19 protein-coding genes are annotated in these 25,745 nt (G+C 64.3%); 15 read left to right on the top strand and 4 right to left on the bottom strand.

The window, feature by feature from the left end:
- The first annotated feature begins 80 nt into the window (after positions 1-80).
- A complete protein-coding gene (locus Cth01_RS01410) occupies positions 81-986 on the top strand; it encodes a dienelactone hydrolase family protein (RefSeq protein WP_045838355.1) in 906 nt (301 codons plus the stop codon).
- Between the two features lie 200 nt (positions 987-1,186).
- Complete coding sequence (locus Cth01_RS01405; RefSeq protein WP_045838354.1) at positions 1,187-2,140, top strand: ZIP family metal transporter; 954 nt, start codon at positions 1,187-1,189, stop codon at positions 2,138-2,140.
- Positions 2,141-2,188: 48 nt separating this feature from the next.
- Here the strand turns inward: Cth01_RS01405 and Cth01_RS01400 are convergent, their stop codons facing one another.
- The 3 genes from Cth01_RS01400 to Cth01_RS01390 form a co-directional block, all read right to left on the bottom strand.
- Complete coding sequence (locus Cth01_RS01400; RefSeq protein ID WP_034378633.1) at positions 2,189-2,926, bottom strand: LytR/AlgR family response regulator transcription factor; 738 nt, start codon at positions 2,924-2,926, stop codon at positions 2,189-2,191.
- Positions 2,907-3,977, bottom strand: a complete 1,071-nt coding sequence (locus Cth01_RS01395; RefSeq protein WP_045838388.1) for a sensor histidine kinase — start codon at positions 3,975-3,977, stop codon at positions 2,907-2,909. The genes Cth01_RS01400 and Cth01_RS01395 overlap by 20 nt, the downstream gene beginning before the upstream one ends.
- A 195-nt stretch (positions 3,978-4,172) precedes the next feature.
- Positions 4,173-5,132: a DMT family transporter gene (locus tag Cth01_RS01390; protein WP_045838353.1), complete on the bottom strand. Its 960-nt coding sequence runs from the start codon at positions 5,130-5,132 to the stop codon at positions 4,173-4,175.
- Positions 5,133-5,471: 339 nt separating this feature from the next.
- On the opposite strand from Cth01_RS01390, the gene argH reads away from it, so the two are divergent.
- The 11 genes from argH to pbpC all read left to right on the top strand — a co-directional run bounded on the left by argH (position 5,472) and on the right by pbpC (position 23,244).
- Entirely contained in the window at positions 5,472-6,920 is a 1,449-nt protein-coding gene (argH, locus tag Cth01_RS01385) for an argininosuccinate lyase (protein ID WP_034353260.1), read from the top strand.
- Between the two features lie 99 nt (positions 6,921-7,019).
- Positions 7,020-8,000, top strand: coding sequence for a Bug family tripartite tricarboxylate transporter substrate binding protein (locus Cth01_RS01380; RefSeq protein WP_045838352.1), 981 nt, complete (start codon positions 7,020-7,022; stop codon positions 7,998-8,000).
- 152 nt (positions 8,001-8,152) lie between these two features.
- Positions 8,153-14,164 (top strand): alpha-2-macroglobulin family protein, encoded by a 6,012-nt coding sequence (locus Cth01_RS01375; RefSeq protein ID WP_045838351.1) that lies wholly within the window; start codon positions 8,153-8,155, stop codon positions 14,162-14,164.
- A 230-nt stretch (positions 14,165-14,394) separates the two neighbouring features.
- Positions 14,395-15,516: an ABC transporter ATP-binding protein gene (locus Cth01_RS01370; RefSeq protein ID WP_045838350.1), complete on the top strand. Its 1,122-nt coding sequence runs from the start codon at positions 14,395-14,397 to the stop codon at positions 15,514-15,516.
- Between the two features lie 46 nt (positions 15,517-15,562).
- Positions 15,563-16,852: an ABC transporter substrate-binding protein gene (locus tag Cth01_RS01365; protein WP_045838349.1), complete on the top strand. Its 1,290-nt coding sequence runs from the start codon at positions 15,563-15,565 to the stop codon at positions 16,850-16,852.
- On the top strand, positions 16,852-17,808 hold the full coding sequence (locus tag Cth01_RS01360) for a carbohydrate ABC transporter permease (RefSeq protein WP_233425094.1): 957 nt from the start codon (positions 16,852-16,854) through the stop codon (positions 17,806-17,808). The genes Cth01_RS01365 and Cth01_RS01360 overlap by 1 nt, the downstream gene beginning before the upstream one ends.
- Positions 17,805-18,671 (top strand): carbohydrate ABC transporter permease, encoded by an 867-nt coding sequence (locus tag Cth01_RS01355; protein WP_045838348.1) that lies wholly within the window; start codon positions 17,805-17,807, stop codon positions 18,669-18,671. Before Cth01_RS01360 ends, Cth01_RS01355 begins: the two co-directional genes overlap by 4 nt.
- A gap of 34 nt (positions 18,672-18,705) precedes the next feature.
- Entirely contained in the window at positions 18,706-19,092 is a 387-nt protein-coding gene (locus Cth01_RS01350; protein WP_034353277.1) for a VOC family protein, read from the top strand.
- A gap of 66 nt (positions 19,093-19,158) precedes the next feature.
- Complete coding sequence (locus Cth01_RS01345) at positions 19,159-20,034, top strand: endonuclease/exonuclease/phosphatase family protein (RefSeq protein WP_045838386.1); 876 nt, start codon at positions 19,159-19,161, stop codon at positions 20,032-20,034.
- Positions 20,035-20,140: 106 nt separating this feature from the next.
- The gene (locus tag Cth01_RS01340; RefSeq protein WP_012837236.1) at positions 20,141-20,698 is read left to right on the top strand and encodes an HdeD family acid-resistance protein; all 558 of its coding nucleotides are present in this window, start codon (positions 20,141-20,143) and stop codon (positions 20,696-20,698) included.
- A gap of 167 nt (positions 20,699-20,865) precedes the next feature.
- Positions 20,866-23,244, top strand: coding sequence for a penicillin-binding protein 1C (gene pbpC, locus Cth01_RS01335; RefSeq protein ID WP_045838347.1), 2,379 nt, complete (start codon positions 20,866-20,868; stop codon positions 23,242-23,244).
- Positions 23,245-23,267: 23 nt separating this feature from the next.
- Here the strand turns inward: pbpC and Cth01_RS01330 are convergent, their stop codons facing one another.
- Positions 23,268-24,161 carry a LysR family transcriptional regulator gene (locus Cth01_RS01330; RefSeq protein WP_034353283.1) on the bottom strand — a complete coding sequence of 298 codons (894 nt, stop codon included), beginning with the start codon at positions 24,159-24,161 and terminating at the stop codon, positions 23,268-23,270.
- Positions 24,162-24,241: 80 nt separating this feature from the next.
- Between Cth01_RS01330 and Cth01_RS01325 the strand changes: the two genes are divergently transcribed.
- Both Cth01_RS01325 and Cth01_RS01320 read left to right on the top strand, forming a co-directional pair.
- Entirely contained in the window at positions 24,242-24,862 is a 621-nt protein-coding gene (locus Cth01_RS01325; RefSeq protein WP_045838346.1) for a nitroreductase family protein, read from the top strand.
- Complete coding sequence (locus tag Cth01_RS01320; protein ID WP_045838345.1) at positions 24,859-25,740, top strand: EamA family transporter; 882 nt, start codon at positions 24,859-24,861, stop codon at positions 25,738-25,740. Before Cth01_RS01325 ends, Cth01_RS01320 begins: the two co-directional genes overlap by 4 nt.
- Positions 25,741-25,745 lie beyond the last annotated feature (5 nt).

Here is a 25,745-nt window from a genome sequence, read left to right as displayed (position 1 = left end):
CTGGCCTTAGACTGTATGGCCAGCCCGGCTTGCTGCGCGAGCCGGGCTGGCTTGAGATTCCATCAACCCAAGGAGGATCCATGAAGTACGAAGACATCGCTCAGGATATGCAGGGGCTGCTCGGCGGTCACGCCGATGCCCAGCCCAGCCGCCGCGCGGCCTTGCGCACGGCCCTGGGGGCCGGCCTGGGCGTGGGCTATGCCTGCGCCTCCGGCCCGGTCATGGCACAGACGGCCATCAAGACTCCGGTCGACGGCCTGACGGCAGGTGAGGTCAGCATCGATGTCAAAGGCTTCAAGCTGCCGGTCTACCGGGCCATGCCTGCGGGCAGGCAGAATCTGCCCGTGGTGCTGGTGATCTCCGAAATCTTCGGCGTGCACGAATACATTGCCGACACCTGCCGCCGCCTGGCTCGTGCCGGCTATCTGGCGATAGCGCCCGACCTGTTTGTGCGCCAGGGCGACCCCATGGCCTATGCCGAGATGGCCAAGCTCATGAGCGAGGTGATCGCCAAGGTACCCGATGCCCAGGTCATGGGCGATCTGGACGCGGCCGTGCAATGGGCGGGTACGCAGGGCGGCGATGTGAAGAAGCTGGCCATCACCGGCTTTTGCTGGGGCGGGCGCATCACCTGGCTCTATGCGGCGCATGCGCCGCTCAAGGCCGGCGTGGCCTGGTACGGGCGGCTGCAGGGCAACAAGAACGATTTGCAGCCCAGCTATCCGCTGGAACTGGTGGGGCAGCTCAAGGCTCCGGTGCTGGGCCTGTACGGCGGCAAGGACACCGGCATTCCGCTTGAGTCGGTCGAAGCCATGAAGGCAGCGCTCAAGACCGGCTCTGCCGCGGCCAGGGCCTCGGAGTTCGTGATCTTCCCCGATGCGCCCCATGCCTTCCATGCCGACTACCGTCCCAGCTACCGCGAGCAGGCCGCGCAGGACGGCTGGACGCGCATGCTGACCTGGTTCAATCAGCATGGCGTGGCCTGATGCCTCATGCGCCGAAATTTTCGGCTCGGGGGGCTTGACAGCTTTGCTAAGGTGAAAGAAGTCCCGGCATGCCATGCACGTCATGTGCATCCGGGGCTGACGGTATGGGGATAGTCGCAAGCGGGCCGCGTTGGACCGCGCATTCTGCGAAAATCCCCAGGATTCGCCTGTAAAAGGTTGCGGTTAAGCCATATAAAGCTATGACATTGGTAGCAATTATTCTGGCCACCCTGGCTGCTGGTATCGGCAGCGTCTGGGTGGCCGCGTTGTTGATGAGTCTGGGAGGGGGGCGCACGCCAGGGCTGATGCCCCAGCGTTTGCTGAGCCTGGCGGCGGGAGCCTTGCTCGCCACGGCCTTCATGCATTTGCTGCCCGAGGCGTTCGAGAGCCACGGCAAGTCCCATGATCTGTTCGTGGTGCTGCTGATCGGGCTGGTGTTTTTCTTTCTGCTGTCCAAGGCCGAGCTCTGGCACCACGGCCATGAGCATTCGCATGGCGACGCCCACCAGCATGTTCCCGTGCACCACGGTCATGGCCACGATCACCAGCATGGTCACACCCGCCATGAGCATGGCGAGCATACGCATGCTCACAGCCATGGCAAGGGCGGCTGGGCCATTCTGACGGGCGACAGCGTGCATTGCTTTGGCGATGGCGTGCTGATTGCATCGGCTTTCGTGGCCGACATCCGTCTGGGCCTGATTGCCGCTCTGTCGGTGCTGGCGCACGAGGTGCCCCACCACATGGGCGATATCGTGGTGCTGCGCCAATCCAGCAGCAATCGCCGCGTGGCGCTGATCAAGGTGTCCATGGCAGGAGCCGTGACCACGCTGGGCGGGGTGGCCGGCTATTTCCTCATCGGACAGTTGCACGAGCTGCTGCCATATTTCCTGGTCATTGCGTCGAGCAGCTTTATCTATGTGGCGCTGGCCGACCTGATTCCCCAGCTGCAAAAGCGCCTGAGCGCCAAGGAAACCGCAGCCCAGGTCTTCTGGCTGCTGCTGGGCATTGTCATCGTGACGGTGATGAGCGGCGCGGCGCACAACCATGGACACGAGCATGACCACGATCATGGTGCCGAGGTCGGGCATGCGCACGAGCCCGCCCCCGCGCCCGCGGCTGCCCATGAAGCGGCGCACAAGCACGAACATTGATTGCTACTGCAGTCGATAAAAAAACCGGCTTCCAGCCGGTTTTTTCATTCAGGAAATATCTTTGAGCTCGGTCTTGACCGCCGCCAGCTGGCGGCGCGATACCGGCAGCAGCTCGCTCACGCCCTGCAGGCGCAGACCCCAGCCTTCGCCTTCCTGCGGGTCGTCATATTTCTCGAGGCCGCGCAAGGCCGCACGCAGCACCAGGGCGTTGCGGTGTATGCGCAGCAGATGCTCGCCATGGCGGGTTTCGAGATCGGCCAGCGCTCCGTCGAGGATGTAGTTGCGCTGCACGGTGCGCACGGTGATGTATTTCTGCTCGGCCTTGAGAAAGCGCACCTCGGACAGCGGCAGCCGCAGCGTGCCGCCGCGCTCCTGGATCAGCAGCACGGGGCCGCTGTCCACGACGCTGCGCGTGCTCAGCGCACGTTCGGCCTTTTGCAGCGATTGCTGCAGGCGCTCCAGGCGTACGGGCTTGGTCAGATAGTCCACTGCATCGAGCTCGAAAGCCTGTAGCGCATGGCTGGAATGCGCCGTCACGAACACGATGGCGGGCGGGTTGGGCAGCTCGGCCAGAGCCGCTGCCAGTCGCAGCCCGTTGTGGCCCGGCATGTGGATGTCCAGCAGCACCAGTTGCACCGGGGCCGGCTGTGCGGCCTGCAGCATCTGCAGGGCTTGTTCGCCATCGGCGGCTTCCTGGATATGGTGGGGGCCATGTGCGCAGTCGCCGAGCAGAGTGCGCAGCCTGGTGCGGGCCAGAGCTTCGTCATCAACGATCAGAATGTGCATGGCGGGATTGTCCCGGTTTTGGGGCGGTCTGCAGCAAAGGCACGCTCAGGCGCACCACATACAGCCCATCGCGTACCCTGGCGCTGAAGCTGCCTTGCAGATCGTGCAGCAGCGACAGCCTGGCCTTGACATTGTCCAGGGCCATGCCATGGCCCGTGCTTTGATGCTCGGCGCTGGCCGGCGGCAAGGTGTTGATGATCTGGATCAGCGCCTCGTTGCCGCGCCTTTCGGTGCGGACCTGCAGCTTGCCGCCGCGCGCATTGGGCTCCACGCCATGACGGATGGCGTTCTCCACCAGCGGCTGCAGCAGCAGCGGCGGCAGCAGCGCGCCATGCACGCTTTCATCGAGCTGCCACTGCATCTGCAGCCGCTCGCCAAAGCGAACCTGCTCTATGGACAGATAGCGCTGGGCCAACTCTATCTCCTGGGCCAGCGTGGTGGTCAGATGGGGTTCGGCCAGCGCATAGCGAAACAGGTCGCTGAGGTCCTCGAGCAAGGCCTCGGCCTTGGCGGGTTCGGCACGCACCAGCGCAATCGCGCTGTTGAGGGTGTTGAACAGAAAATGCGGTCTGATGCGTGACTGCAGCTCGGTGAGACGGGCCTGGGTCTGCGCCGGCGTGTTGCCGCGCGCGCGCAGCACCAGTGCCGTCACGAGCAGCGCGGCCAGCAGGCCTCCCGTGACGGCACTGGCCAGCCAGGGGACTTTGGCTATGCCTATGAAGAGCAGCATGCCGCAGGCGTAAAGCCCCGCGAGGGCACCCAGCAGCACGCCGGCCAGATACTGGCCGCGCGTGCCCAGGCGCTGCAACTGGTGCTTGAGGCTGCAGGCCGCTATCAGCCAGACCAGGGTACCGGGCAGGCAAGCCCCGGTGAGCAGGGCGGCGCTGGAAAACCACTCCCAGAACGAGTCCGCGCCATAGATGGCGGCCGTGCTCACAACCACCTGTACAAACAGCACGGCACGCAGGACCACACCGGCATTGCAGGCGTCGAACACCAGGACCGTGCGGGCCGATGCGGGAGTGGCGGCGATGAGCGGTGAAATGGGCACAGGTGGTCTGGAGCAGGGCGCTGTCTTGGATGCAGACTGGGGCGAAAAAAGCACAAAGGGCATCCCTGTCGACAGGGATGCATGCCCGGTTCGAAATTGTGCAAGTCCTGTGATTATTGGCCAGCAGCCGCTGTGCAGCTGCAATTCGCGCGGCATCTGTCGGTTTGATGCATCAGCGTTTGTGCTGACTCAAAACTAGGCAGTAGCCCGGCCTGCGGCCTGAAAGCGTCTGAGCGACCAGACCAGGCCTGCGAGAATCAGCAGCATGGGCGCCAGCTCGACGAGCCGGGGCAGGCGCTGCTCGTAGAGGAAGTGGTAGGCCAGGGCAAACAGGGTTTCGAACACCAGCAACTGGCCCACGAAGGTGATGGGCAGGCGCTGGCTGGCGGCATTCCACATCCAGTTGCCCAGCCAGGACGAGAGCACGGCCACGGCCAGGTTCAACAGCCAGAACAGCTGCCAGCGCTGGGCTGGAATATCGGGGCTGCCAGCGCCGCTGGCCTCGGGCGATACCAGCCAGAGCAGCGCCCAGAGCAAGGCGCTGATGAGTCCGACGACCAGACCCCAGAGCGTGGACCATTCCGTGCCGTTGAAGCGGCTTTGCGCCAGATAGCGGGTGTTGTCCAGCGCGTAGCGGCTCCAGCAGAGCATGGCCAGCACGGCCATCAGCACGCCCAGCAGATAGCGCCCCTGGCTGCCTTCGGGCCCTGTGGTCAGCGCATGGGCGTTGACGAGCACGATGCCGGTCAGGATCAGTGCCATGGGCGCCAGCATGCGGCGCAGAGGAAGCGCGCCATGGGTATTGCGTCCCAGCAGCGGCACGGTGACGGGAACCAGGCCCACGATCAGCGAGGTCACGGCCATGCCTATCCATTGCACGGCCGTGGCGACCAGGGCAAAGTACACCACATTGCCCGTCAGGGCCAGCCAGACCAGATGCCGGATATCGGCCGCTTGCAGCCTGGGCAGCAGCCTGGTGGCCCGAGGCAGAAAAACGCATAAGGCCACCACGCCATAGAGCACGAAGCGGCCAAAGGTGATCTGCAGCGGCGAGAACTCCGGCAGCATGGCCGGCACGAGAAAAATCGCGCCCCAGAGCGCGCAGGCGGCCAGCGCAAAACCGAGGCCGGAAATCAGGGAAGAGCGGGAATGCATGCCGGGAGGCGCGTCAGCCGCTTGGGCAGCGGCCTGGGAGGGAAGTGAACGGGGACGATGTGATTGTCCGCGCAAGCCAGAAACCGGGTGGCTGCAGCCGGATTTGCCGGTTTGGGTGAATAAGGCTTGCAGACCTTATCCATCAAGTACATGGTGCTATTGATTAGTGATTTTTTGGGGCGCGAACAGTGCTTTGTCGCAGTGGCCGGCAATGGCTCTGGGGTGCTCTGGCGCCGGCACCGGGTCAGGCCGATAAAATCCCTGTTTCTGCTTTGCACAGCCGTCACGCCAAACTTCTGCATTGGGCGGCCTGTGGTTTTACGGGATTGTTGCCCTCACATGTCTACATCTGCTCCTTCGCACAACCAGCTCGATTCCAAGGCCGAAGCCTGGTCTGCCCTGTTCTCCGAACCCATGAGCGACCTGGTCAAGCGCTACACCTCCAGCGTGTTCTTTGACAAGCGCATGTGGCAGGCCGACATCCAGGGCTCTCTGGCACACGCCGAAATGCTGTCGGCCCAGAAGATCATTGCAGCCGAAGATTTCGCCTCCATCCAGAAGGGCATGGCGCAGATCACGGCCGAGATCGAGGCCGGCACTTTCGAGTGGAAGCTGGATCTGGAGGACGTGCACCTGAACATCGAGGCGCGCCTGACCCAACTGGTCGGCGATGCCGGCAAGCGTCTGCACACCGGCCGCAGCCGCAACGACCAGGTGGCCACCGACGTGCGCCTGTGGCTGCGCAGCGAGATCGACCTGATCGAAGGCCTGCTCAAGGAGCTGCAACGTTCGCTGGTCGACGTGGCCGCGAAGAATGTGGATGTGATCCTGCCCGGTTTCACCCATCTGCAAGTGGCCCAGCCCGTGAGCTTCGGCCACCATATGCTGGCCTATGTGGAAATGTTCAAGCGCGATGCCGAGCGCATGCTGGACGTGCGCAAGCGCGTCAACGTGCTGCCCCTGGGCTCTGCTGCCCTGGCCGGCACCACCTACCCGCTGGACCGCGAGCGCGTGGCCAAGACCCTGGGCATGGAAGGCGTGAGCCAGAACTCGCTGGACGGCGTGTCCGACCGCGACTTCGCCATCGAGTTCACCGCTGCTGCCTCGCTGTGCATGGTGCACGTGAGCCGCCTGTCGGAAGAGCTGATCATCTGGATGAGCCAGAACTTCGGCTTCATCAAGATCGCCGATCGCTTCACCACCGGCTCGTCCATCATGCCCCAGAAGAAGAACCCCGATGTGCCCGAGCTGGCACGCGGCAAGACCGGCCGCGTGGTCGGTCATCTGATGGGCCTGATCACGCTGATGAAGGGCCAGCCCCTGGCCTACAACAAGGACAACCAGGAAGACAAGGAGCCGCTGTTCGACACGGTGGACACCCTCAAGGACACGCTGCGCATCTTCGCCGAGATGATTGGCGGCCAGCTCAACCCCGCCAGCGGCGTCAAGGAAGGCGGCATCACCGTGAATGCCGAGAACATGCGCGCTGCAGCTCTGAAGGGCTATGCCACGGCCACCGACCTGGCCGACTATCTGGTCAAGAAGGGTCTGCCCTTCCGTGACGCCCACGAAACCGTGGCTCACGCCGTGAAGCTGGCCACCATGAAGGGCGTGGACCTGACCGAGCTGCCGCTGGCCGAGCTGCAGGCCTTCAACCCCAATATCGAGGCCGATGTGTTCGAGGCCCTGAGTCTGGAAGGCTCGCTCAATGCCCGCAACACGCTGGGCGGTACGGCTCCGGCGCAGGTGCGTGCGCAACTGGCCAAGCACCACGCTCGTCTGGCCTGATGGACTCAAGCACTGTGGCGTAACGTTCACGCCTTGAAAGCGCCCTTTGCCGGGCGCTTTTGTTTTGGTTAGTCTGGAAAAAGCATAAGGAGAAAACACATGACGCAATCTCGTCGTCAATTGCTGAAAGCCGGTGCGGGAGCGGTGGCAGCATCGGCCCTGGGCCCGCTGGCCTGGGCCTCGTCGGGCCAGCCCATCCGCATTCTGGTGGGCTTTCCGCCTGGCGGTGGCTCGGATGCGATTGCGCGCCTGCTGGCCGACAAGCTCAAGGACGAACTGGGCGGCGTGACGGTGCTGGTGGAGAATCGTCCCGGCGCCGGCGGCCAGATTGCAGCGCAACTGCTCAAGGCCTCGCCTGCCGATGGCCATACGCTGTTTCTCACGCATGACCACACCATCTCCATCCTGCCCAAGGTCGTGAAAAAGCCGGGCTTCGATCCGCAGCAGGACTTCATTCCCGTGGCCGGGGTCGCCACTTTCGTGAATGCGCTGGCCGTGTCCAGCAACACGCCGGTGAGGAATCTGGCCGAGTACGCGGCCTGGGCCAGGGGCAGTGCCAAGAACGGCACCATCGGCATTCCGGCTCCGGCCTCGACGCCCGAATTTCTGGTCAAGATCCTGGCCGACCACTACAAGCTCGATCTGGTGGCAGCACCGTATCGCGGCAGCGCTCCCTTGCTGGCCGATATGCTGGGCAATCAGATTCCTGCCGGCATTGCCTCGGTGCCCGACTTCATGGAGAACCAGAAGGCTGGCAAGCTGCGCGTGATCGGCGTGCTGGGCGCCAAGCGCCAGGCCTCCATGCCCGAAGTGCCGACCTTGCTGGAGCAGGGCATCAAGGGCTTCGAGGACATGCCTTACTACGGCATTTTTGCGCCCAAGGGCGTGCCCCAGGCCTTTGTCGAGCGCTTTTCTGCAGCCGTGGGCAATGTGCTCAAGCAGCGTGACGTCTACGCGCAGCTGACGGCGTTGGGGCTTACAGTTGGATACATGAATCCCCGCCAGTTGGGGGAGCGTGAGGCTGCCTATTCCAAGGTTTGGGCCGGTATCATTCAGCGCAGCGGTTTCCAGCCGCAGTAGTTTCGCGCGTGCGGCACCTGCTCAAGGCCCTGCTTCACTTGCGAGGCAGGGCTTTTTGCATTCTGCCGTCCCGCACTGCTGCGTCGCTGACTCCAGACTTCAGATTCAAACAGCCAGGGCCGGCCACGCCGGCCCCAAAAGGAAGTGACTGTATGACTGTGCCTTATGCAGAGGGAAGGAAGAGGGAGCAGATCGCGCCGCACTGGCGCGTGCTGCTCAAGGCAGGCCTGTTATGGGGCCTGGCGGCCACGGCGGCCCATGCCGTGGGGGTGCGCCAGTTCAGCCCGCAGGGCGATGTAAGCAAGGTGGGCCAGGTGGTGGTGCAGTTCGATGGGGCAGCCGTGCGCTTTGGCGACCCCAAGGCCGCGGCGCCGGTCAATCTGCAGTGCAGCAATGCGCAGGCCGCCAAGGGCACGGGGCGCTGGAACAGCGAAAAGGAATGGGTCTTCGACTTTGCCCAGAACCTGCCCGCCGGCGTGCGTTGCACGGCCCAGCTCAACCCTCAGTTCAAGAGCGTCGCGGGTACGGCCCTGACGGGCGCAGCCAGCTATCAGTTCCAGACCGGCGGACCGCAGGTGGCCCGCATCGCGCCCGATACCTATGAAGAGGTGGACGAGCAGCAGTACTTTGCTCTGCGCCTGACGGGCGCGGCATCCGTCGACAGCCTCAAGCAGCGCGTCTGGTGTACCTCCGAAGGTGTGGGCGAGCGCATTCCCGTGCAACTGATCGAGGGCAAGGACCGCGAGGCCGTGCTCGAGCAGCGCCACTGGGACAAGGATGCGGCCAAGAACCCGCAGAACTTCGTGGTGCTGGCCTGTAACCGCCGTCTGACCTCGGGCAGCAAGATGACCCTGGTCTATGGCAAGGGCGTGGCCATGGCCAATGGCCTGGTCAGCAAGGACGAGCAGCGCTACGAGTACCAGGTGCGCCAGCCCTTCAGCGCCGACTTCAGCTGCGAGCGCGAGAACGCCAACGCCGCCTGCCTGCCGATCCGCCCCATGCGCCTGTCATTCAGCGCGCCGGTGCCGCGCAAGCTGATCGAAGGCATACGCCTCAAGAGCGGTGCCTCGGCCGTGGCACCCATCATCGAGCAGAACGGCGACAAGCTGGCCGAGGATTCGCTGGTGGACAGCGTGAGCTTTCCCGCCACCATGCAGCCAAACACCAAGTATGTGGTGGAGCTGCCGCCGCAGTTCAAGGATGCCGCGGGTCGCACGCTGAGCAATGCCAATATGTTCCCGCTGGCCACGGCCACGGGCAATATGCCGCCGCTGGTGAAGTTTGCCGCCGCGCCCTTCGGCATCGTCGAGCGCTTTGCCGAAGGCCCCAAGGGCCCGGCGCTGCTGCCCGTGACGCTGCGCAATGTGGAGCCGCAGCTTCTGGGCAAGTCGCTGGACGCCAGCGTGGTGCGCACCAAGAAGGGCGGCTCGGACGCCGACATCATCGCCTGGATCAAAAAGGTCGAGCGCTATGACAGCTACAGCGTGGAGCGCAAGCGCGCCGCGCGTGATGTAAAGATCTTGCCTCCTGTCATCAATGACGACAAGCACTGGGTGCAGACCCGCATGCTGTCGCTGCTGGACGGCCAGAGCCAGACCCAGACGCTGGAGCTGCCCAAGGCGGCCAAGAGCGACCCGCGCCCCTTCGAGGTCGTCGGCATTCCGCTGAACCCGGGCTTCCAGGTAGTGGAGATCGCCTCGCCCATGCTGGGCCAGTCTCTGCTCGACGAAGGCTATGGAGCGGGCCGCACCATGTATGTGCGCACTTCGGTGCTGGTGACCAATCTGGCCGTGCACTTCAAGCTGGGGCGCGAGAACTCCGTGGCCTGGGTGACGACGCTGGACAAGGGCAAGGTGGTGCCAGGCGCCACGGTGCAGGTCTCGGACTGCAACGGTCAGGCGATTGCTTCGGCCGTCAGTGATGCCCAGGGTCTGGTGACCTTCAACGGCCTCAATCCCAATCCGCCTTCCTGCAGCAACGAAGACGGCTACTACCGCAGCAACTCCTATTTCGTGAGTGCGCGTGCCAAGACCGAGGCTGGCGAGGAACTGGCTTTTGTCTGGAGCAACTGGAACAAGGGCATAGAGTCCTGGCGCTTCAATGTGCCGACCAGCTCCAGCAGCAAGCGCGACGAAGTCGCGCATACGGTGTTTGACCGCATGCTGTTCCGTGCCGGCGAAACCGTGTCCATGAAGCACTTTCTGCGTGCCCTGACGGGCCCCGGCAAGAACTCCACGGGCTTTGAACAGACCCAGGACAAGCCTGACCGCCTGACCATCACCCATCTGGGCAGTGGCCAGCGCTTTACCCAGGCCCTGAGCTGGAATGCCAATGGCAGCGCGAGCAGCGAGTTCCCCATCTCCAAGGCCGCCAAGCTCGGCGAATATGCGGTGGAGCTGGGCTACACCAATGGCAGCGGCCGTCGCTCCAGCTTCAGCACGGGCATCTTCCGTGTCGAGGAGTTCCGCCTTCCCGTGATGGAGGGGCGTGTGGGCCCGGCCGGCAAGGAGCAGCTCTACGCTGTCAGCAGCGTGCCTGCCGAAGTGCAGATCAACTATGTCTCGGGTGGCGCCGCCGCCAATCTGCCGGTCAAGGTGTCGGCTCTGCTGCGCTCCAAATCGCTGGATTTCGCGGGCTGGGACGGCTTCAGCTTCAACCCGCCGCGCAGTGCCCAGGACGTGGGCAGCAGCGACGACGAGGAAAGCACGGCGGCCGACGACACCAAGGTCGTGGCTGACAAGCTTCCCGTGACGCTGGACAAGAACGGTCTGGGCAAGGTCGCTATCGACAAGCTGCCCAAGTCCGGCGAGCCGCGCGAGTTGCTGATGGAGGCGACCTACGCCGACCCGAACGGCGAGGTGCAGACCCTGCGCAGCACGCGCACCATCTGGCCGGCTGCCGTAGTGGCCGGCGTGCGCTCCGAGAACTGGATCTCGGTGGACCGCAAGCTGCGCTTTCAGGCGCTGACGCTGGATACGGCAGGCAAGGCCCAGGCCGGCGTGCCCGTCAAGGTCGAAGCCGTGGCGCGCATCACCACCTCCAGCCGCAAGCGGCTGGTGGGCGGCTTCTACAGCTACGACAACCAGACCACGCTCAAGAATCTGGGCACCGTGTGCTCGGGCACCAGCGACAGCCATGGCCTTGTTCAATGCGAGGCCCAGCTGTCCCAGCCCGGCGAGGTGGAGCTGATCGTCAAGGCCGCCGACAAGGAAGGCCGCAGCAGCCAGGCCGCGACCTCGGTGTGGGTCACGGGCCAGGGCGAGCTCTGGTTCGGTGGCGAAGACCATGACCGCATGGACGTGCTGTCCGAGCGCAAGAGCTATGAGCCCGGCGAGACCGCGCGCTTTCAGGTGCGCATGCCCTTCCGCCGCGCCACGGCGCTGGTGGCAGTGGAGCGCGAAGGCATCGTCAGCACGCAGGTGGTGGAGCTGGCGGGTGACAACCCCACGGTGGACGTCAAGATCGAAGACAACTGGGGCCCCAATGCCTATGTCAGCGTGCTGGCGCTGCGCGGCCGCCTGATGGAAGTGCCCTGGTATAGCTTCTTTACCTGGGGCTTCAAGTCGCCGCTGGAGTGGTGGCGTGCCTTCTGGAATGACGGCAAGGAATTCATCGCGCCGACTTCCATGGTGGACCTCTCCAAGCCGGCCTTTCGTTTCGGCATGTCCGAAATTCGCGTGGGCCTGAAGAGCAATACCCTGGACGTCAAGGTTTCCTCGGACAAGTCCAGCTACAAGGTGCGCGGCACGGCCAAGGTCACCATCAAGGCCACGCTGCCCGATGGCAAGCCTGCAGCAGGTGCCCATGTGGCGCTGGCGGCCGTGGACCAGGCCTTGCTGGAGCTGATGCCCAACAGCAGCTGGAATTTGCTCGATGCCATGCTGACGCGCCGCGAATGGGGCGTGCAGACGGCAACGGCCCAGATGGAGGTGATCGGCCGGCGCCACTACGGCAAGAAGGCCGTGCCTGCGGGCGGTGGCGGTGGCCGCAGCCCTACGCGCGAACTGCTCGATACCCTGCTGCTGTGGAAGCCCGATGTGGTGCTGGACGGCAACGGCATGGCGCTGATCGAGGTGCCGCTCAACGACGCCCTGACCACCTTCCAGGTGGTGGCCGTGGCCGATGCGGGCGTGAGCCTGTTCGGCACTGGCCAGGCGGCGATCCGCACCACGCAGGATCTGCAGATCATCAGCGGCCTGCCGCCCCTGGTGCGCGAGGACGATCAGTTCCGCGCCCAGGTCACGCTGCGCAACACCTCGGCCAAGGCCATGAAGGTGGAGGTCACGCCGCGTGCCACCATGCTGGAGCTCAAGGCCCAGACCGTGGAGATTCCCGCCGGCGAGGCGCGTGAAGTGGCCTGGGATGTGAAGGCTCCGGCCCAGCTCTCCGGCACGCGTGCCGAGGCGCTGATCTGGGAGATTTCCGCGCGCGACACCGCTGGCGGCGCCGATGCAGCGCAGGATGCGCTCAAGATCAGCCAGCGCATCGTGCCTGCCGTGCCGCTGTCGGTGCAGCAGGCCACGCTGGTGCAGGTCAACGGCAGCTATAGCGTGCCCGTGAATCCGCCCGCCGATGCCCTGCCCGGTCGCGGTGGTCTGCAGATGTCGCTGGTGCCCAAGCTGACCGAAGGCCTGCCCGGCGTGCGCGACTGGTGGGCCCGCTACCCCTATTCCTGCCTGGAGCAGACCACCAGCAAGGCCGTCGGCATGAACAACGCCGATCTCTGGGGCAGCACCATGGCCCAGCTGCCCAACTATCTGGACGGTGACGGCCTGGCCAACTACTTCCCGCCCCAGGACGGATCGGTCAGCCGCGGCAGCGATACGCTGACCGCGCATCTGCTGAACCTGTCGGCCATGGCGCAGGGCGTTGACAAGCGCTTCGTGATTCCTGCCGCCGAACGTGCGCGCATGGAGGACGGCCTGATCGCGTTTGTGGAAGGCCGCATCCAGCGCAACTTCTGGAGCCCGCGCAAGGATCTGGAAATGCGCAAGCTGGCGGCGATTGCTGCACTGGCACTGTCGGGCAAGGCCACGCCGCGCATGCTCGACAGCATCAATGCCACGCCCAACCAGTGGCCCACGCACACGGTCATCGACTGGGTGATGCTGCTGCAGCGCATGAGCGATGCGCCGCAGCGCGATGAGCGCCTGGCCCAGGCCATGCAGATTCTGCGTGCCCGCCTGACCTACAACGGCACGCGTGCCGGCTTCTCGACCGATCAGGACGATGGCTGGTGGTGGCTGATGCAGGGCCCTGACGTGAATCTGGCACGCCTGATCCTCGCGACCATCAACGACCCGGCATGGGCCGAAGACATGCCGCGCCTGGTCAGCGGCTTTATCGCACGCCAGCAGTCCGGTGCCTGGAACACGACCACGGCCAACCTCTGGGGAGCTCTGGCCCTGCGCCGCTTCTCGCAGAAGTTCGAGTCCGAGCCCGTGGCCGGCAGTACCGTGGCCAGCATGAACGGCAACGAGGCCAAGGTGAACTGGGCCGAGGTCAGGCGTGCCACGTCCGAGGATGCGCAGGGCACGGCCCACTCTAACAGCGTCTTCGGCGAGCCCGTGCGTGCCGGCGGCCTGATGAACAACACCATGTTCATGCCCTGGGCCAAGGCTGGCAAGGGCCAGCTGAGCGTGACGCAGCAAGGCACGGGCAAGCCCTGGCTGACCGTGCAGTCCGTGGCGGCCGTGGCCCTCAAGGCGCCTTTCAGCGCCGGCTACACCATCAAGAAGACCGTCACGCCCGTGGAGCAGGCGGACAAGGGCATGTTTGGTGGCGGCCAGTACACGCGCGGCGATGTGCTGCGCGTGACGCTGGAGGTGCAGGCCAAGACCGATATGACCTGGGTGGCCATCACCGATCCCGTCCCCACGGGGGCGACCATTCTGGGTGGCGGCCTGGGCCGCGATTCCGAGATCGCATCCAAGGGCGAGAAGCAGGAGGGGGCCGGCTGGCTGGCCTACGAAGAGCGCAGCTTCGAGTCCTACCGTGCCTACTACCAGTACCTGCCCGCAGGGACGACGAAGGTCGAATACACCGTGCGCCTGAACAACGCCGGTGAATTCGCCCTGCCGCCCACGCGTGCCGAAGCGCTGTATGCGCCCGAGATGTTTGGCGAGATTCCCAACGCCAAGCTCAAGGTGGTGATGCCCAAGTAAGCCTTCAGCGGTTTCCCGGCCGTACGACAAGCCCCGGTCTGCGCAAGCAGTCGGGGCTTTTTTCATGCACTGATGCTATGGATATAGAAGCTGCTTTCGCATTTAAAAAGGATGATTCAAGATCATTTCTATCTGAGATCAATCAATAGCAGGCGCCAGAAGCTCCTGTTTTTATTTAGTTGGATCCGGGTTGACACGTGACTGTCATCCAGTCTTTCTAGACTGGTGTGATGTCTTTGATCGAGCTGGAGAACGTCGCCAAATCCTGGGGTGACGCCACGGCCCTGCATGCCGTGAATCTGCGCATTGAACCAGGCTCGTTTTGCGTCTTGCTCGGCCCTTCGGGCTGCGGCAAATCCACCACCTTGCGCATGATTGCCGGGCTGGACATTCCCACTTCGGGGGCGGTGCGCATCGATGGTCGCGACGTCACACATCTGCCGCCCGCTGAGCGCGGCATTGCCATGGTGTTCCAGAACTATGCGCTGTTCCCGCATCTGAGCGTGGCCGACAACATCCAGTTCGGTCTGCAGGTGCGCAAGGTTGGCAAGGCCGAGCGCGAGCAGCGTCTTGAGCAAACCGCCGAGCTGCTGGGGCTGACGGCACTGCTGGAGCGCCGGCCCGGGCAACTCTCGGGCGGCCAGCAGCAACGCGTGGCGCTGGGCCGTGCGCTGGTGGCGCAGGCCAGGGTCTGCCTGATGGACGAGCCGCTATCCAATCTCGATGCCCAGCTGCGCCAGGAAATGCGCGCCGAGCTGCGCGAGCTGCAGCAGCGTCTGGGTCTCACGGTGGTCTATGTGACCCACGATCAGGCCGAGGCCATGAGCATGGCCGATCAGGTGGTGCTGCTCAACAAGGGCCTGGTGGAACAGGCGGCCGGGCCGCGCGAGATCTATGCCAAGCCCGCAACCACGTTTGCCGCGCGCTTTATCGGCACGCCCGCCATGAACATCGTGGCCCTGCAGGGCAACCGGATTGCAGGCAGCGATGTGGTCGTGGCCCCGGATCTGGTGGCTGGCAGCGCCTATCCGCAGGCGCTTGGCGTGCGGCCCGAGGTGATTGCCGTGGCAGGTGATGCCGACAGCGGCCACGAGGGTCTGGGCAACCGCATTCCGGCCACCGTGCAGGGCTTTGAATATCTGGGTGCCGATCTGGTGCTGCGCTGCCGGGTGGGCAGCGAGCTGCTGACGGCGCGTGTGCCCGGCCATGCCCATGCCGATCTGCGGCCTGGACAAGGCGTGATCCTGTACTGGCCGCAGCAGGCTTCGCATTGGTTCGATGCGCAGGGCGGGCGCATTCATGTTTGCGGGCAGGCGGTGGAATCCGCTCGCTCCTTGCTGGCCGCAGCCTGAGCCGCCGGTGTTTTCCATTGTCTGCAATTCCCGAGGAGAGATTCCCATGCGTCGTCAAACCTTTGTTCATGGCGTGATCGCCGCTGCCGCCGGCCTCGGCCTGGCGGGCACTGCTCTTGCGCAGTCCCCGTTGGAAGTGCCTTTCTATTACCCCGTGGCCGTGGGTGGCCCCATCACCAAGGTGATAGATGGTTATGCGGCGGACTTCAACAAGGCGCATCCGCAATACAAGATCACGCCCATCTATGCCGGCACCTACCAGGAAACCATCGTCAAGGCGCTGACGGCGAACAAGGCCGGCAAGGCGCCTGCGACCTCGGTGCTGCTGTCCACCGATATATTCACGCTGATGGACGAGGGCGCGATTGCGCCTATTGACGACTTCGTGAAGACCGATGCCGACAAGGCCTGGCTCAAGGGCTTTTATCCGGCCTTCATGGCCAACAGCCAGACCGGTGGCAAGACCTGGGGCGTGCCCTTTCAGCGCTCCACCGTGGTGATGTACTACAACAAGGAAGCTTTCAAGGAGGCCGGCCTGAACCCCGACCAGGCGCCCCAGAACTGGAAGGAACTCAAGGAGGCAGCCCACAAGCTGACCAAGAAGGACGCCAGCGGCAAGGTCGTGCAATACGGCATCCAGATTCCGTCCACAGGCTTTGGCTACTGGATGCTGCAGACCCTGACCACGCCCAATGATGTGCTGCTGGCCAACGAGTCCGGCACCCGCGTCATGCTCAACCACCCCAAGGTGGTGGAAGCGCTGAACTTCTGGGTCGGCCTGGTCAAGGACGGCGTGCACCCGGCAGGTGTGGTGGAGTGGGGCACGACGCCCAGGGACTTCATGGAAAAGAAGGCCGCCATCATCGTGACGACCACGGGCAATCTCACCAATATCCGTGCCAATGCCAAGTTCGACTTCGGCGTGGGCCAGATCGCCGGCAATGTCCGCAAGGGCTCGCCCACGGGCGGGGGCAATTTCTACATCTTCAAGAATGCGCCCAGGCAGCAGCAGCAGGCTGCGTTCGAGTTTGCCAAATGGGTGACCCAGCCAGAGCGTGCCGCGCAGTGGAGCATGGACAGCGGCTATGTGGCTGTCTCGCCTGCAGCCTACGAGACTCCCGCACTCAAGAAGTACGGCCAGGAATTTCCCCAGGCACTGGTGGCGCGCGATCAACTGCCGGTGTCGGTGGCCGAGTATTCCACCCATGAGAACCAGCGTGTGACCAAGGTGCTCAACGATGCGATTCAGGCGGCCCTGAACGGCACCAAGACCGCAGCCCAGGCCATGGAAGAGGCGCAGAAGGAATCCGAGCGCATTCTGCGTCGCTACAAGTAATGAGCAGTCCGGCTCTTGAAACCGGCAAGGGCGTCATGTCTGCGCCCTTGCCATCCAGGGCCGCCCGCAGGCTGGCGCAGGCCGCAGCGCGAAAGCAGGCCGTGCATGCCTGGCTGCTGCTCATGCCGGCGCTGCTGCTGCTGTCGGGCTTTACACATTGGCCGGCCTTGTCCACGTTGATCGACAGCCTGCATGCCACGGGTCGTGGCGGCCAGCCCGGCGAATGGGTGGGGCTGGAAAACTATGCGCTCATGGTCGATGATCCCGTGTTCTGGCAGGCCGTGCGAAACAACCTCTGGTTTGCCGCTGCCACCATTCCGCTGTCCATGGGACTGGCCTTGCTGATGGCGCTGTGGGTCAACGAGAAGCTCGCGGGGCGGGCCTTGCTGCGCATGGCCTATTTCACGCCCACGGTGCTGCCCATGATTGCCGTGGCCAATATCTGGCTGTTCTTCTACACGCCTCAGTACGGACTGCTGGAGCAGTTGCGCGGCGCACTGGGCCTGGACGCGCACAACTGGCTGGGCGATCCGTCCACGGCCCTGGCCTGCATCACGCTGGTGGCCGTGTGGAAGGAGGCCGGCTTTTTCATGATCTTCTATCTGGCCGCGCTGCAGACGCTCAACCCCAGCCTCAAGGAGGCAGCGGTCATCGAAGGCGCATCGCGCTGGTATTTCCTGCGCCGCGTGCAGTGGCCGCTGCTCATGCCGACCACGCTGTTCATCCTGGTCAACGCCGTGATCAATGCCTTCCGGCTCGTGGACCATGTGTTCATCCTCACACGTGGCGGGCCGGACAATGCCTCCACGCTGCTGCTCTATCACCTCTACGAAGTGGGCTTCAAATTCTGGGACACCGGCTATGCCGCGGCCATCACCGTGGTGCTGGTTTTGGTGCTGGCTGCCGTGGCACTGTTCCAGTTCTTTGTGCTGGACAAAAAGGTGCACTATCAATGACAGCTGCTTCATTTCTGCCGGGGCGCAGGAGCGCCCGGGAGAGCCAGGGCGTGAGCTTTTATGGCGCTTCATGGCTGGACACCCTGGCCGCCTGGACGCTGGCGCTGCTGTGGCTGCTGCCGCTGGCCTATGCTGTCTGGACGGCGTTTCACCCCTCCGATGCGTCCACGCGCCTGGATCTGTCCGCGCCCTGGACGCTGCAGAACTTCCGCCATGCCTGGGAAGCCGCGCCGTTTGCGCGCTATTTTCTCAACACCATCTTGCTGGTGGCCTTGATTCTGGCGGTGCAACTGCTGCTGTCCACGCTGGCTGCATTTGCCTTTGCACGCTTGCGCTTTCACGGCAGCAATGTGGCGTTTGCGCTGGTGCTGATACAGCTGATGATCATGCCGGACATTCTGCTGGTGGCGAACTATCAGACCATGTCCGGGCTGGGAGCGGTCGATACTCTGGCGGGCATAGGTCTGCCGTATTTCGCCTCGGCCTTTGCCATCTTTTTGCTGCGCCAGACCTTTATGGGCATACCCCGCGAGCTGGACGAAGCCGCGCGCGTGGAAGGTGCCAGCACGCTGCAGATTCTCTGGCGTGTCTACGTACCGCTGGCCAGGCCGGTCTACACGGCATTTGCGCTGGTTTCGGTGAGCTTTCACTGGAATAATTTTCTCTGGCCTCTGATCATCACCAACAGCGTGCAGTCGCGTCCGCTCACCGTGGGCCTGCAGGTTTTCTCCAGCGTGGAATCGGGCGTGGAATGGTCGACTATCTGCGCCGCCACACTGATGACTTCAGGGCCGCTGCTTATTGCATTCCTGCTGTTCCAGCGCCAGTTCGTGCAAAGCTTCATGCGCGCAGGCATCAAGTGACTGGGATACAGTCAAACCATTTGAGGAGTTGACGATGCCCGGTCCCGCTGCTGCTGGTGTGCTGATTTATGCCAAGGATTTCCAGAGTCTGGCAGGCTTCTATGAGCGGGTTCTGGGCATGCGGCGACTGCATGAAGATGCGCACGTCATCGTGCTGGAGTCCGCAGCCCTGCAACTGGTGATTCACGCCCTGCCTGCCGAGATTGCGGCGCGGGTCAAGATCGGCACGCCACCGCAGCGCCGTGCCGATGTGGCGCTCAAGTTCTTCGTCACCGTGCCGGCGATTGCCGAAGCCGAAAGCGCTGCACAGGCGCTGGGCGGACAGGTGTTTGACGAGCGTTGGCAAGGTCCTGGCTTTGCGGCCTGCAATGCCATGGACAAGGAAGGCAATGTGTTCCAGTTGCGCGAGAACTTGGCCTGATCAGCTGCTGTAAAAATGGTGGCTGCCGGGGCTTCAGCCACTTTCAATCTGGAAAGACGCGACAAGATGAATATCCTGACCTGGAATGTGCAATGGTGCTGCGGCATGGATGGACTGGTCAGTGTGGAACGCATCGTGCGCCACGCGCTGCAAATGGGCGAGCAGTCCGGCGGTCTGGATGTGCTGTGCATGCAGGAAATCGCCGTCAACTACCCCGATCTGCAAGGAAGGCCCGGCGACCAGTTGGCCGAGCTGAAGGCGCTGTTGCCGGGCTGGCAGATTTTCTTTGGCGCATCGGTCGATGAGTTCACGCCCCGGGGCCATCAGCGTTTTGGCAATCTGATTGCCACGCGGCTGCCGGTGCTGCTGGTTCAGCACTATCTGCTGCCCATGCCGGCAGAAGCCGATATGCGCTGCATGCAGCGCATGTGTTCCGTGGTCACGGTCGATGACGCGGCGCTGGGGCCGGTGCGCATCATGACCACGCATCTCGAATATTTCTCGACGCTTCAGCGCATGGCGCAGGCCGGCGCACTGCGTGCCCTGCAGATGCAGGCCTGTGCGCTGGCGGATGCCTCGCCCCAGCCGGCCAACGATGGCTCGCCCTATCAAACCAAGCCGCATACCCGTCATGCCGTGCTTTGCGGGGATTTCAACTTCGAGCCGCACGAGCCCGAATATACCGTTCTGTCCGCACCTTGGGCTGCTGGTGAGGAAGGCTGTCTGCAGGCCGGGCAGTGGCGCAATAGCTGGGATGTGCTGTATCCCGGACAACCGCAGCCTCCGACCTTCAGACTAGTGGATCGAACCTGGGGAGCAGAGCCTGGGGCATGTGACTTGATATGGGTCAGCGACAGCTTGTGTCAGAGAGTGCACACTTGGAGTGTTGACAGCGCCACACAGGCGTCTGACCACCAGCCTGTGATGTTGACGCTGGACTGAGCTTGTTGCTAGGTTCGGAGCTGGAGTCGAGAGACGAGTGGCTGCACAAGTCGCACTGTTGTGAAACCCTGAGAACGTAAACACGTTCTAAAAGAGAGGAGTCTTCATGCCTGTAGAAATTCCGTCCATGTCCATCATGTTGCACCGTAGCTGGTGGGTGCTGTTGCTGCGCGGCGCCGCCGCCATCATCTTCGGCGTGCTGACCTGGATGCAGCCTGCGGCGTCCGCCGCCGCGCTGGTGCTGGTGTTTGGCGCCTATGTGTTTGTCGACGGCCTGCTAGGCATCTACACCGCCATCAAGAGCCGCCAGCAGTCGCGCCACTGGTGGGTGGTTTTGCTGTGGGGGCTGACGGGTGTGGTGGTGGGGGTGCTCACGGTCATCAACCCTGCGATTACCGCGCTGGTTCTGACTATCTATATCGGCGTCTGGGCCTTGATGACCGGTGTGCTGCAGATCGTCGCGGCGCTGCGTCTGCGCAAGGAAATTCAAGGCGAATGGGTGCTGGTGCTCGGGGGGCTGCTCTCGGTGCTTTTCGGCATCTTCGTGCTGATGCAACCCGGCGCGGGCATGATGGCCATGCTGTGGGTGCTGGCGACCTATGCCGTCATCTTTGGCGTGCTGATGGTGATACTGGCGTTCAAGATCAAGAAGTTCACGGCCTGAAGAAAAGGCAGTGGTTCCGGAAAAAGCGGCTCGCTGGAGCCGCTTTTTTATTGCCGCTTGTCTGAGCGGACAGTTTGCCGTGCCATCTTTGGGACAATGCCTGCTGACTTTCAACAGCGCACAAAGACATGAAACAAGGCATGCAGCGGTATTTCCAGCCCTCGAGAATGAAGCCGTCCTGGCGAGCCGTTGGCATGACGGCCGCCTTGTGGCTGGGTCTTGCCGCCAGCAGCCAAGCCGTGCCCAGCTATGACGAGGTGCGCAGCGACCATCGCTCGTCGGAGACCCTGCTGCTTTCGCGCGAAGGCGAGGTGCTGCAGCGTTTGCGCACCGACAGCACGGTGCGCCGCGGACCCTGGGTGGCTCTGGCCGATGTTTCGCCGGCACTGCGCACGGCCCTGGTGCTCAGCGAGGACAAGCGTTTCTACGAGCACAGCGGCGTGGACTGGGCTGCCGTCACCGCAGCTGCCTGGGGCAACCTCTGGAACACACGCACGCGCGGCGCGAGCACCATCACCATGCAGCTCGCCGGTCTGCTGGATGGAGACTGGCGTCAGGGACCGGGTGGGCGCAGCGTGGTGCAGAAGGTGGGGCAGGCTGTGGCGGCCCAGGTGCTGGACAGGCGCTGGCGCAAGGACCAAATTCTCGAGGCCTATCTGAACTTGGTGCCGTTCCGCGGCGAGATCGTGGGTATCGCTGCGCTGTCGCAAAGCCTGTACGGCAAGGCCGCACACGGGCTGGACGCGCGCGAGGCCGCCATTGCCGCAGCCCTGGTGCGGGCACCCAATGCCTCGGTGGAGCGGGTGGCCCAGCGTGCCTGCGGCGTGCTGCAGGTGATGGTGCCCGATGATGTGGCGGCCAGGGATTGCTCGGCCATGCAGCTCTACACCTCCAGCGTTCTGCAGCGGCGTCAATGGCTGGCCAGCGAGGGCGTGGCCCCGCATTTCGCACGGCGCTGGCTGGCGCTGCCCCAGAACAGGGGGCAGGAGCAGGTGCGATCAACCTTGAGCGCACCCTTGCAGCGCTTTGCCGTGGCCAGCCTGCAGCAGCATCTGCGCGAGCTGCAGGGCCGCAATGTGGAAGATGGTGCGACCGTGGTGCTGGACAACCGAACAGGCGAGATTCTGGCCTGGGTGGGCTCCTCAGGAACGCTGAGCCAGGCGTCCGAGGTCGATGGCGTGACCGCGCTGCGTCAGCCCGGCTCCACGCTCAAGCCGTTTCTCTACGCCCAGGCGATTGCCGAAAAGCGCATCACGGCCGCCTCGCTGATCGAGGATTCATCGGCCCATATTCCCACGCAGAACGGCCTCTACATTCCGCAGAACTACGACCGGCGCTTCAAGGGCTGGGTGTCGGCGCGCACGGCGCTGGCGTCCTCGCTCAATGTGCCTGCGGTGCGCACGCTGGTCATGGTCACGCCCGACGCCTTCTTCGAGCAGCTCAAAAAACTGGGTCTGCCGCTGCGTGAAAGCGGGGGCTATTACGGCTTCAGCCTGGCGCTGGGCAGCAGCGAGGTCGCGCTGCTCAATCTGACCAATGCCTATCGGGCACTGGGCAATAGCGGTCAATATCGTCCCGTGAGCTGGGCCTTGCCTCAGACTGAAAGCCGCAAGGCCGGCGGCAAAACCGGCGACGACGCGGTGCAGGCACTGGATGCGCGGGCAGCTTTTATCGTGGGCGACATTCTCTCCGACAATATGGCGCGGGCCCCGACGTTCGGCACGGACAGCGTGCTGGCCACGCGCTTCTGGACGGCCGTGAAAACCGGCACCAGCAAGGATATGCGCGACAACTGGGCCGTGGGCTGGTCCGAGCGCTACACCGTGGGCGTCTGGGTGGGCAATGCGGGTGGCGAGGCCATGCATTCGGTCAGCGGCACCAGCGGCGCAGCGCCCATATGGGCCGATATCATGGGCTTCTTGCATCGCAACCTGTCCAGCCGCGCGCCCAGGGCTCCGGTCGGCGTGCTGCAGCAGCAAGTGCAGTTCGGTGCGTTGGCAAGCGGCGGCATGCCTATCGAAAGTGCACGCGGCGAATGGTTTGTGGCAGGGACCGAGCAATCACTGTTTGCCATGGATCATGTGGCTGGCGGCACGGAACGGAAAAACCTAGCAAGGCAAAAAGCCAGCAAGTCCGGCAGTGCCGCGGCTGCGGCCGCTGTGCGTATCTCGCGCCCGGCCAATGGCACCATTTTGGCGCTGGACCCCGATATTCCGCCCGACAGCCAGCGCGTGCAGATGGTGGCGCGCCAGGCCGGCATGGCGGCCGAGCAGGACTGGCGCGACAGCAGCTTGCGCTGGCGGCTGGTGACCCGGCAATATGGAGCGCCGGCCACAGCAGACAAGAACGCTCAACCCGTGATGCGAGAAGTGCAGCGCGAGCTGGGGCGCGGCAGTCAGCTGGGCTGGCTGCCCTGGCCGGGGCGTCACAGGCTGGAGCTGCTCGATGCCTCCGGCAAGGTGCTGGACAGCATCGCGCTCGAGGTGCGCGGTGCCGGCGCCCTGGTGGCCGGGCCGGAACAGATCCAGAGTCAACGCCGGCGCTGAAGGCTAGCCAATGACCCGGAGGCTCAGTTGCCGGAATCGAACTGCGCGACCAGAAAGTCCAGCAGCGCGCGCAGCTTGGGCGTCACATGCTGGCGTGATGGATAAATCGCATAGAGCGTGGTCTTCACCGTGCTCCAGTCCTCCAGGACGGCCTGCAGCCGGCCCGTGCGCAGGTCTTCCTCGACATAGGGCCGCGGGATCAGGCTGACGCCAAAGCCCGCGCGCAGTGCGTCGCGCACTGCCAGGCTTGAGGACACCGAATAGCGCGCGTTGACTGCCACGCTCTCCATGTGCCCGCCTTGCTCGAATTCCCAGGCATCCGCATGGCCCGAGAGGCTGAAGCGTATGTGCTCCAGGCCGTTGAGGTCGGCAGGCGTGTGCGGGCGGCCGCGCTTTTCGAAATAGCCGGGAGTGGCGCACAGCACATGCGACATGCTTGTCAGCGGACGCGCGATCAGCGAGGAGTCCTCGAGCCGGTCACTGCCGCGTATGGCCAGATCGAAGCCTTCGCGCACGATGTCGACGCGCCGATCGTCCAGGTGCAGGTCCAGCTGCAGCTCGGGGTAGCGCTCCAGGAAGGCGGGAATGGCGGAAGACATCTGCGTCAGCGTGAATGTCATGGGTGCGCTGACCTTGAGCAGGCCGCTGGGCGCGGCCTTGAAGGGGCATAGCGCCGAGTCGGCATCGGCCAGCGCATCCAGCGCCCGCGTGACATGCTCGAGATACAGGCGGCCTTCTTCCGTCAGCGCCATGCGCCGTGTGGTGCGCTGGATCAGGCGCGTGCCCACATGGGCCTCCAGCTCGGCGATGTTTTTGCTGATCGCGGCTGGCGACAGGCCCAGGCTGCGGCCCGCCTCGGCAAAGCTGCCGCGCTGCGCGACGCGATGAAAGACTTGCAAGGCGGTCAGTCGGTCCATGTGATTCTTCTCTGTTGGTGAATGGTTTGTTTTTATAAAAGCCAATTATCAATTCAGGGTGAATTATCTACAGTCATGCCATGACTACCCCTCACCCCACACTCGCTCTCATCGAGCAGCGCATCTCGGCCAACCGCTTCGATGACTCCCACAGCCTGGCCGATGCCGAGATAGCGCGGCTGGTTCAACTGGCCACGCGCGCACCCACGGCCTACAACCTTCAGAACTGGCGCTTCATCGCCGTGCGCACGCCCGCAGCCAAAGCCAGGCTGCGCGCTCTGGCCCAGGATCAGGCCAAGGTGCAGGAGGCGGCCGTCTGCGTCATCGTCTGCGGCGTGCTGGCCGACCCCGAGGCGCTGGCCGAACGGCTGCAGCCCTTTGTGGACGGGGGCTTCATGCCTGCCGCCATGGCGCAGGGATGGCTGCAGGCCGCGCAGCAGCAGTACGCCAGCGCGCAGGCGGTGCGCGACGAGGCCCTGCGCTCGGCCAGCTTCGGCGCCATGACGCTGATGCACGCGGCGCAGGCCATGGGTCTGGCGTCCTGTGCGATGACGGGCTTCGACGCCGAAGGCGTGACATCGAGCTTCGGTCTGGCGCGCGAGGAGGTTCCGGTGATGCTTGTCACCGTGGGCCGTGCAGCAGCCGGCAACTGGCCGCAGAAGCCGCGCCGGCCGCTGGAGCAGGTGCTGGAGTTCGCATGAGCGCCCGGCAAGCGGTGCGAACACCGGGGCAGACCCGGGCATGGGATCTGCTGCTGACAGGGCTGGCGCCCGCCATCTGGGGCAGCAGCTATATCGTCACCACGCAGCTGCTGCCGCAGGTGCCCGCGATGACCGTGGCCCTGCTGCGCGCGCTGCCCGCAGGCCTGTTGTTGCTGGCATTTGCACGGCGCCTGCCGCAGGGCATGTGGTGGTTGCGGGTGTTCATCCTGGGAGCGCTCAATTTCTCGGTGTTCTGGAGCATGCTGTTCGTCTCGGCCTACCGTCTGCCGGGCGGGGCGGCCGCCACCGTCGGGGCCGTGCAGCCGCTGGTGGTGGTGTTTCTCGCGGCCTGGGTGCTGGGCAGTGCGCTGCGACCGGCCTCGGTGCTCGCAGCCCTGGCCGGACTGGCGGGCGTGGCCCTGCTGGTGCTCACGCCCGGCGTGGCGCTGGATGCGACAGGTATTGCGGCAGGCCTGGCAGCAGCGCTTTCCATGGCCTGCGGCACGGTGCTCACGCGCAAGTGGCGCCCGCCCGTGCCACTGCTGACCTTCACCGCCTGGCAGCTCACGGCCGGCGGCCTGTTGCTGCTGCCGGTGGCGTTGTGGGCCGGACCGGATTTTCCGGCGCCCACACCCGGCCATCTGATCGGACTGGCCTGGCTGGGTCTGGTGGGCGCGGCGTTGACCTATGTGCTGTGGTTTCGCGGCATTGCCCGGCTGGAGCCGAACATGGTGGCGCAGCTGGGTTTTCTGAGTCCGCTGACGGCGATTTTGCTGGGGTGGGTGTTCCTGGACCAGACGCTGACGACCGTGCAGATGGCGGGCGTGGCCCTGGTCCTGGGCGGCATCTGGCTGGGGCAGAAGGGGGCGGCGCGCTGATCCCC

The sequence above is a fragment of the Comamonas thiooxydans genome (assembly GCF_000964545.1).
Lineage (GTDB): Bacteria > Pseudomonadota > Gammaproteobacteria > Burkholderiales > Burkholderiaceae_C > Comamonas > Comamonas thiooxydans.
This window is presented reverse-complemented; position numbering and strand designations above follow the sequence as displayed.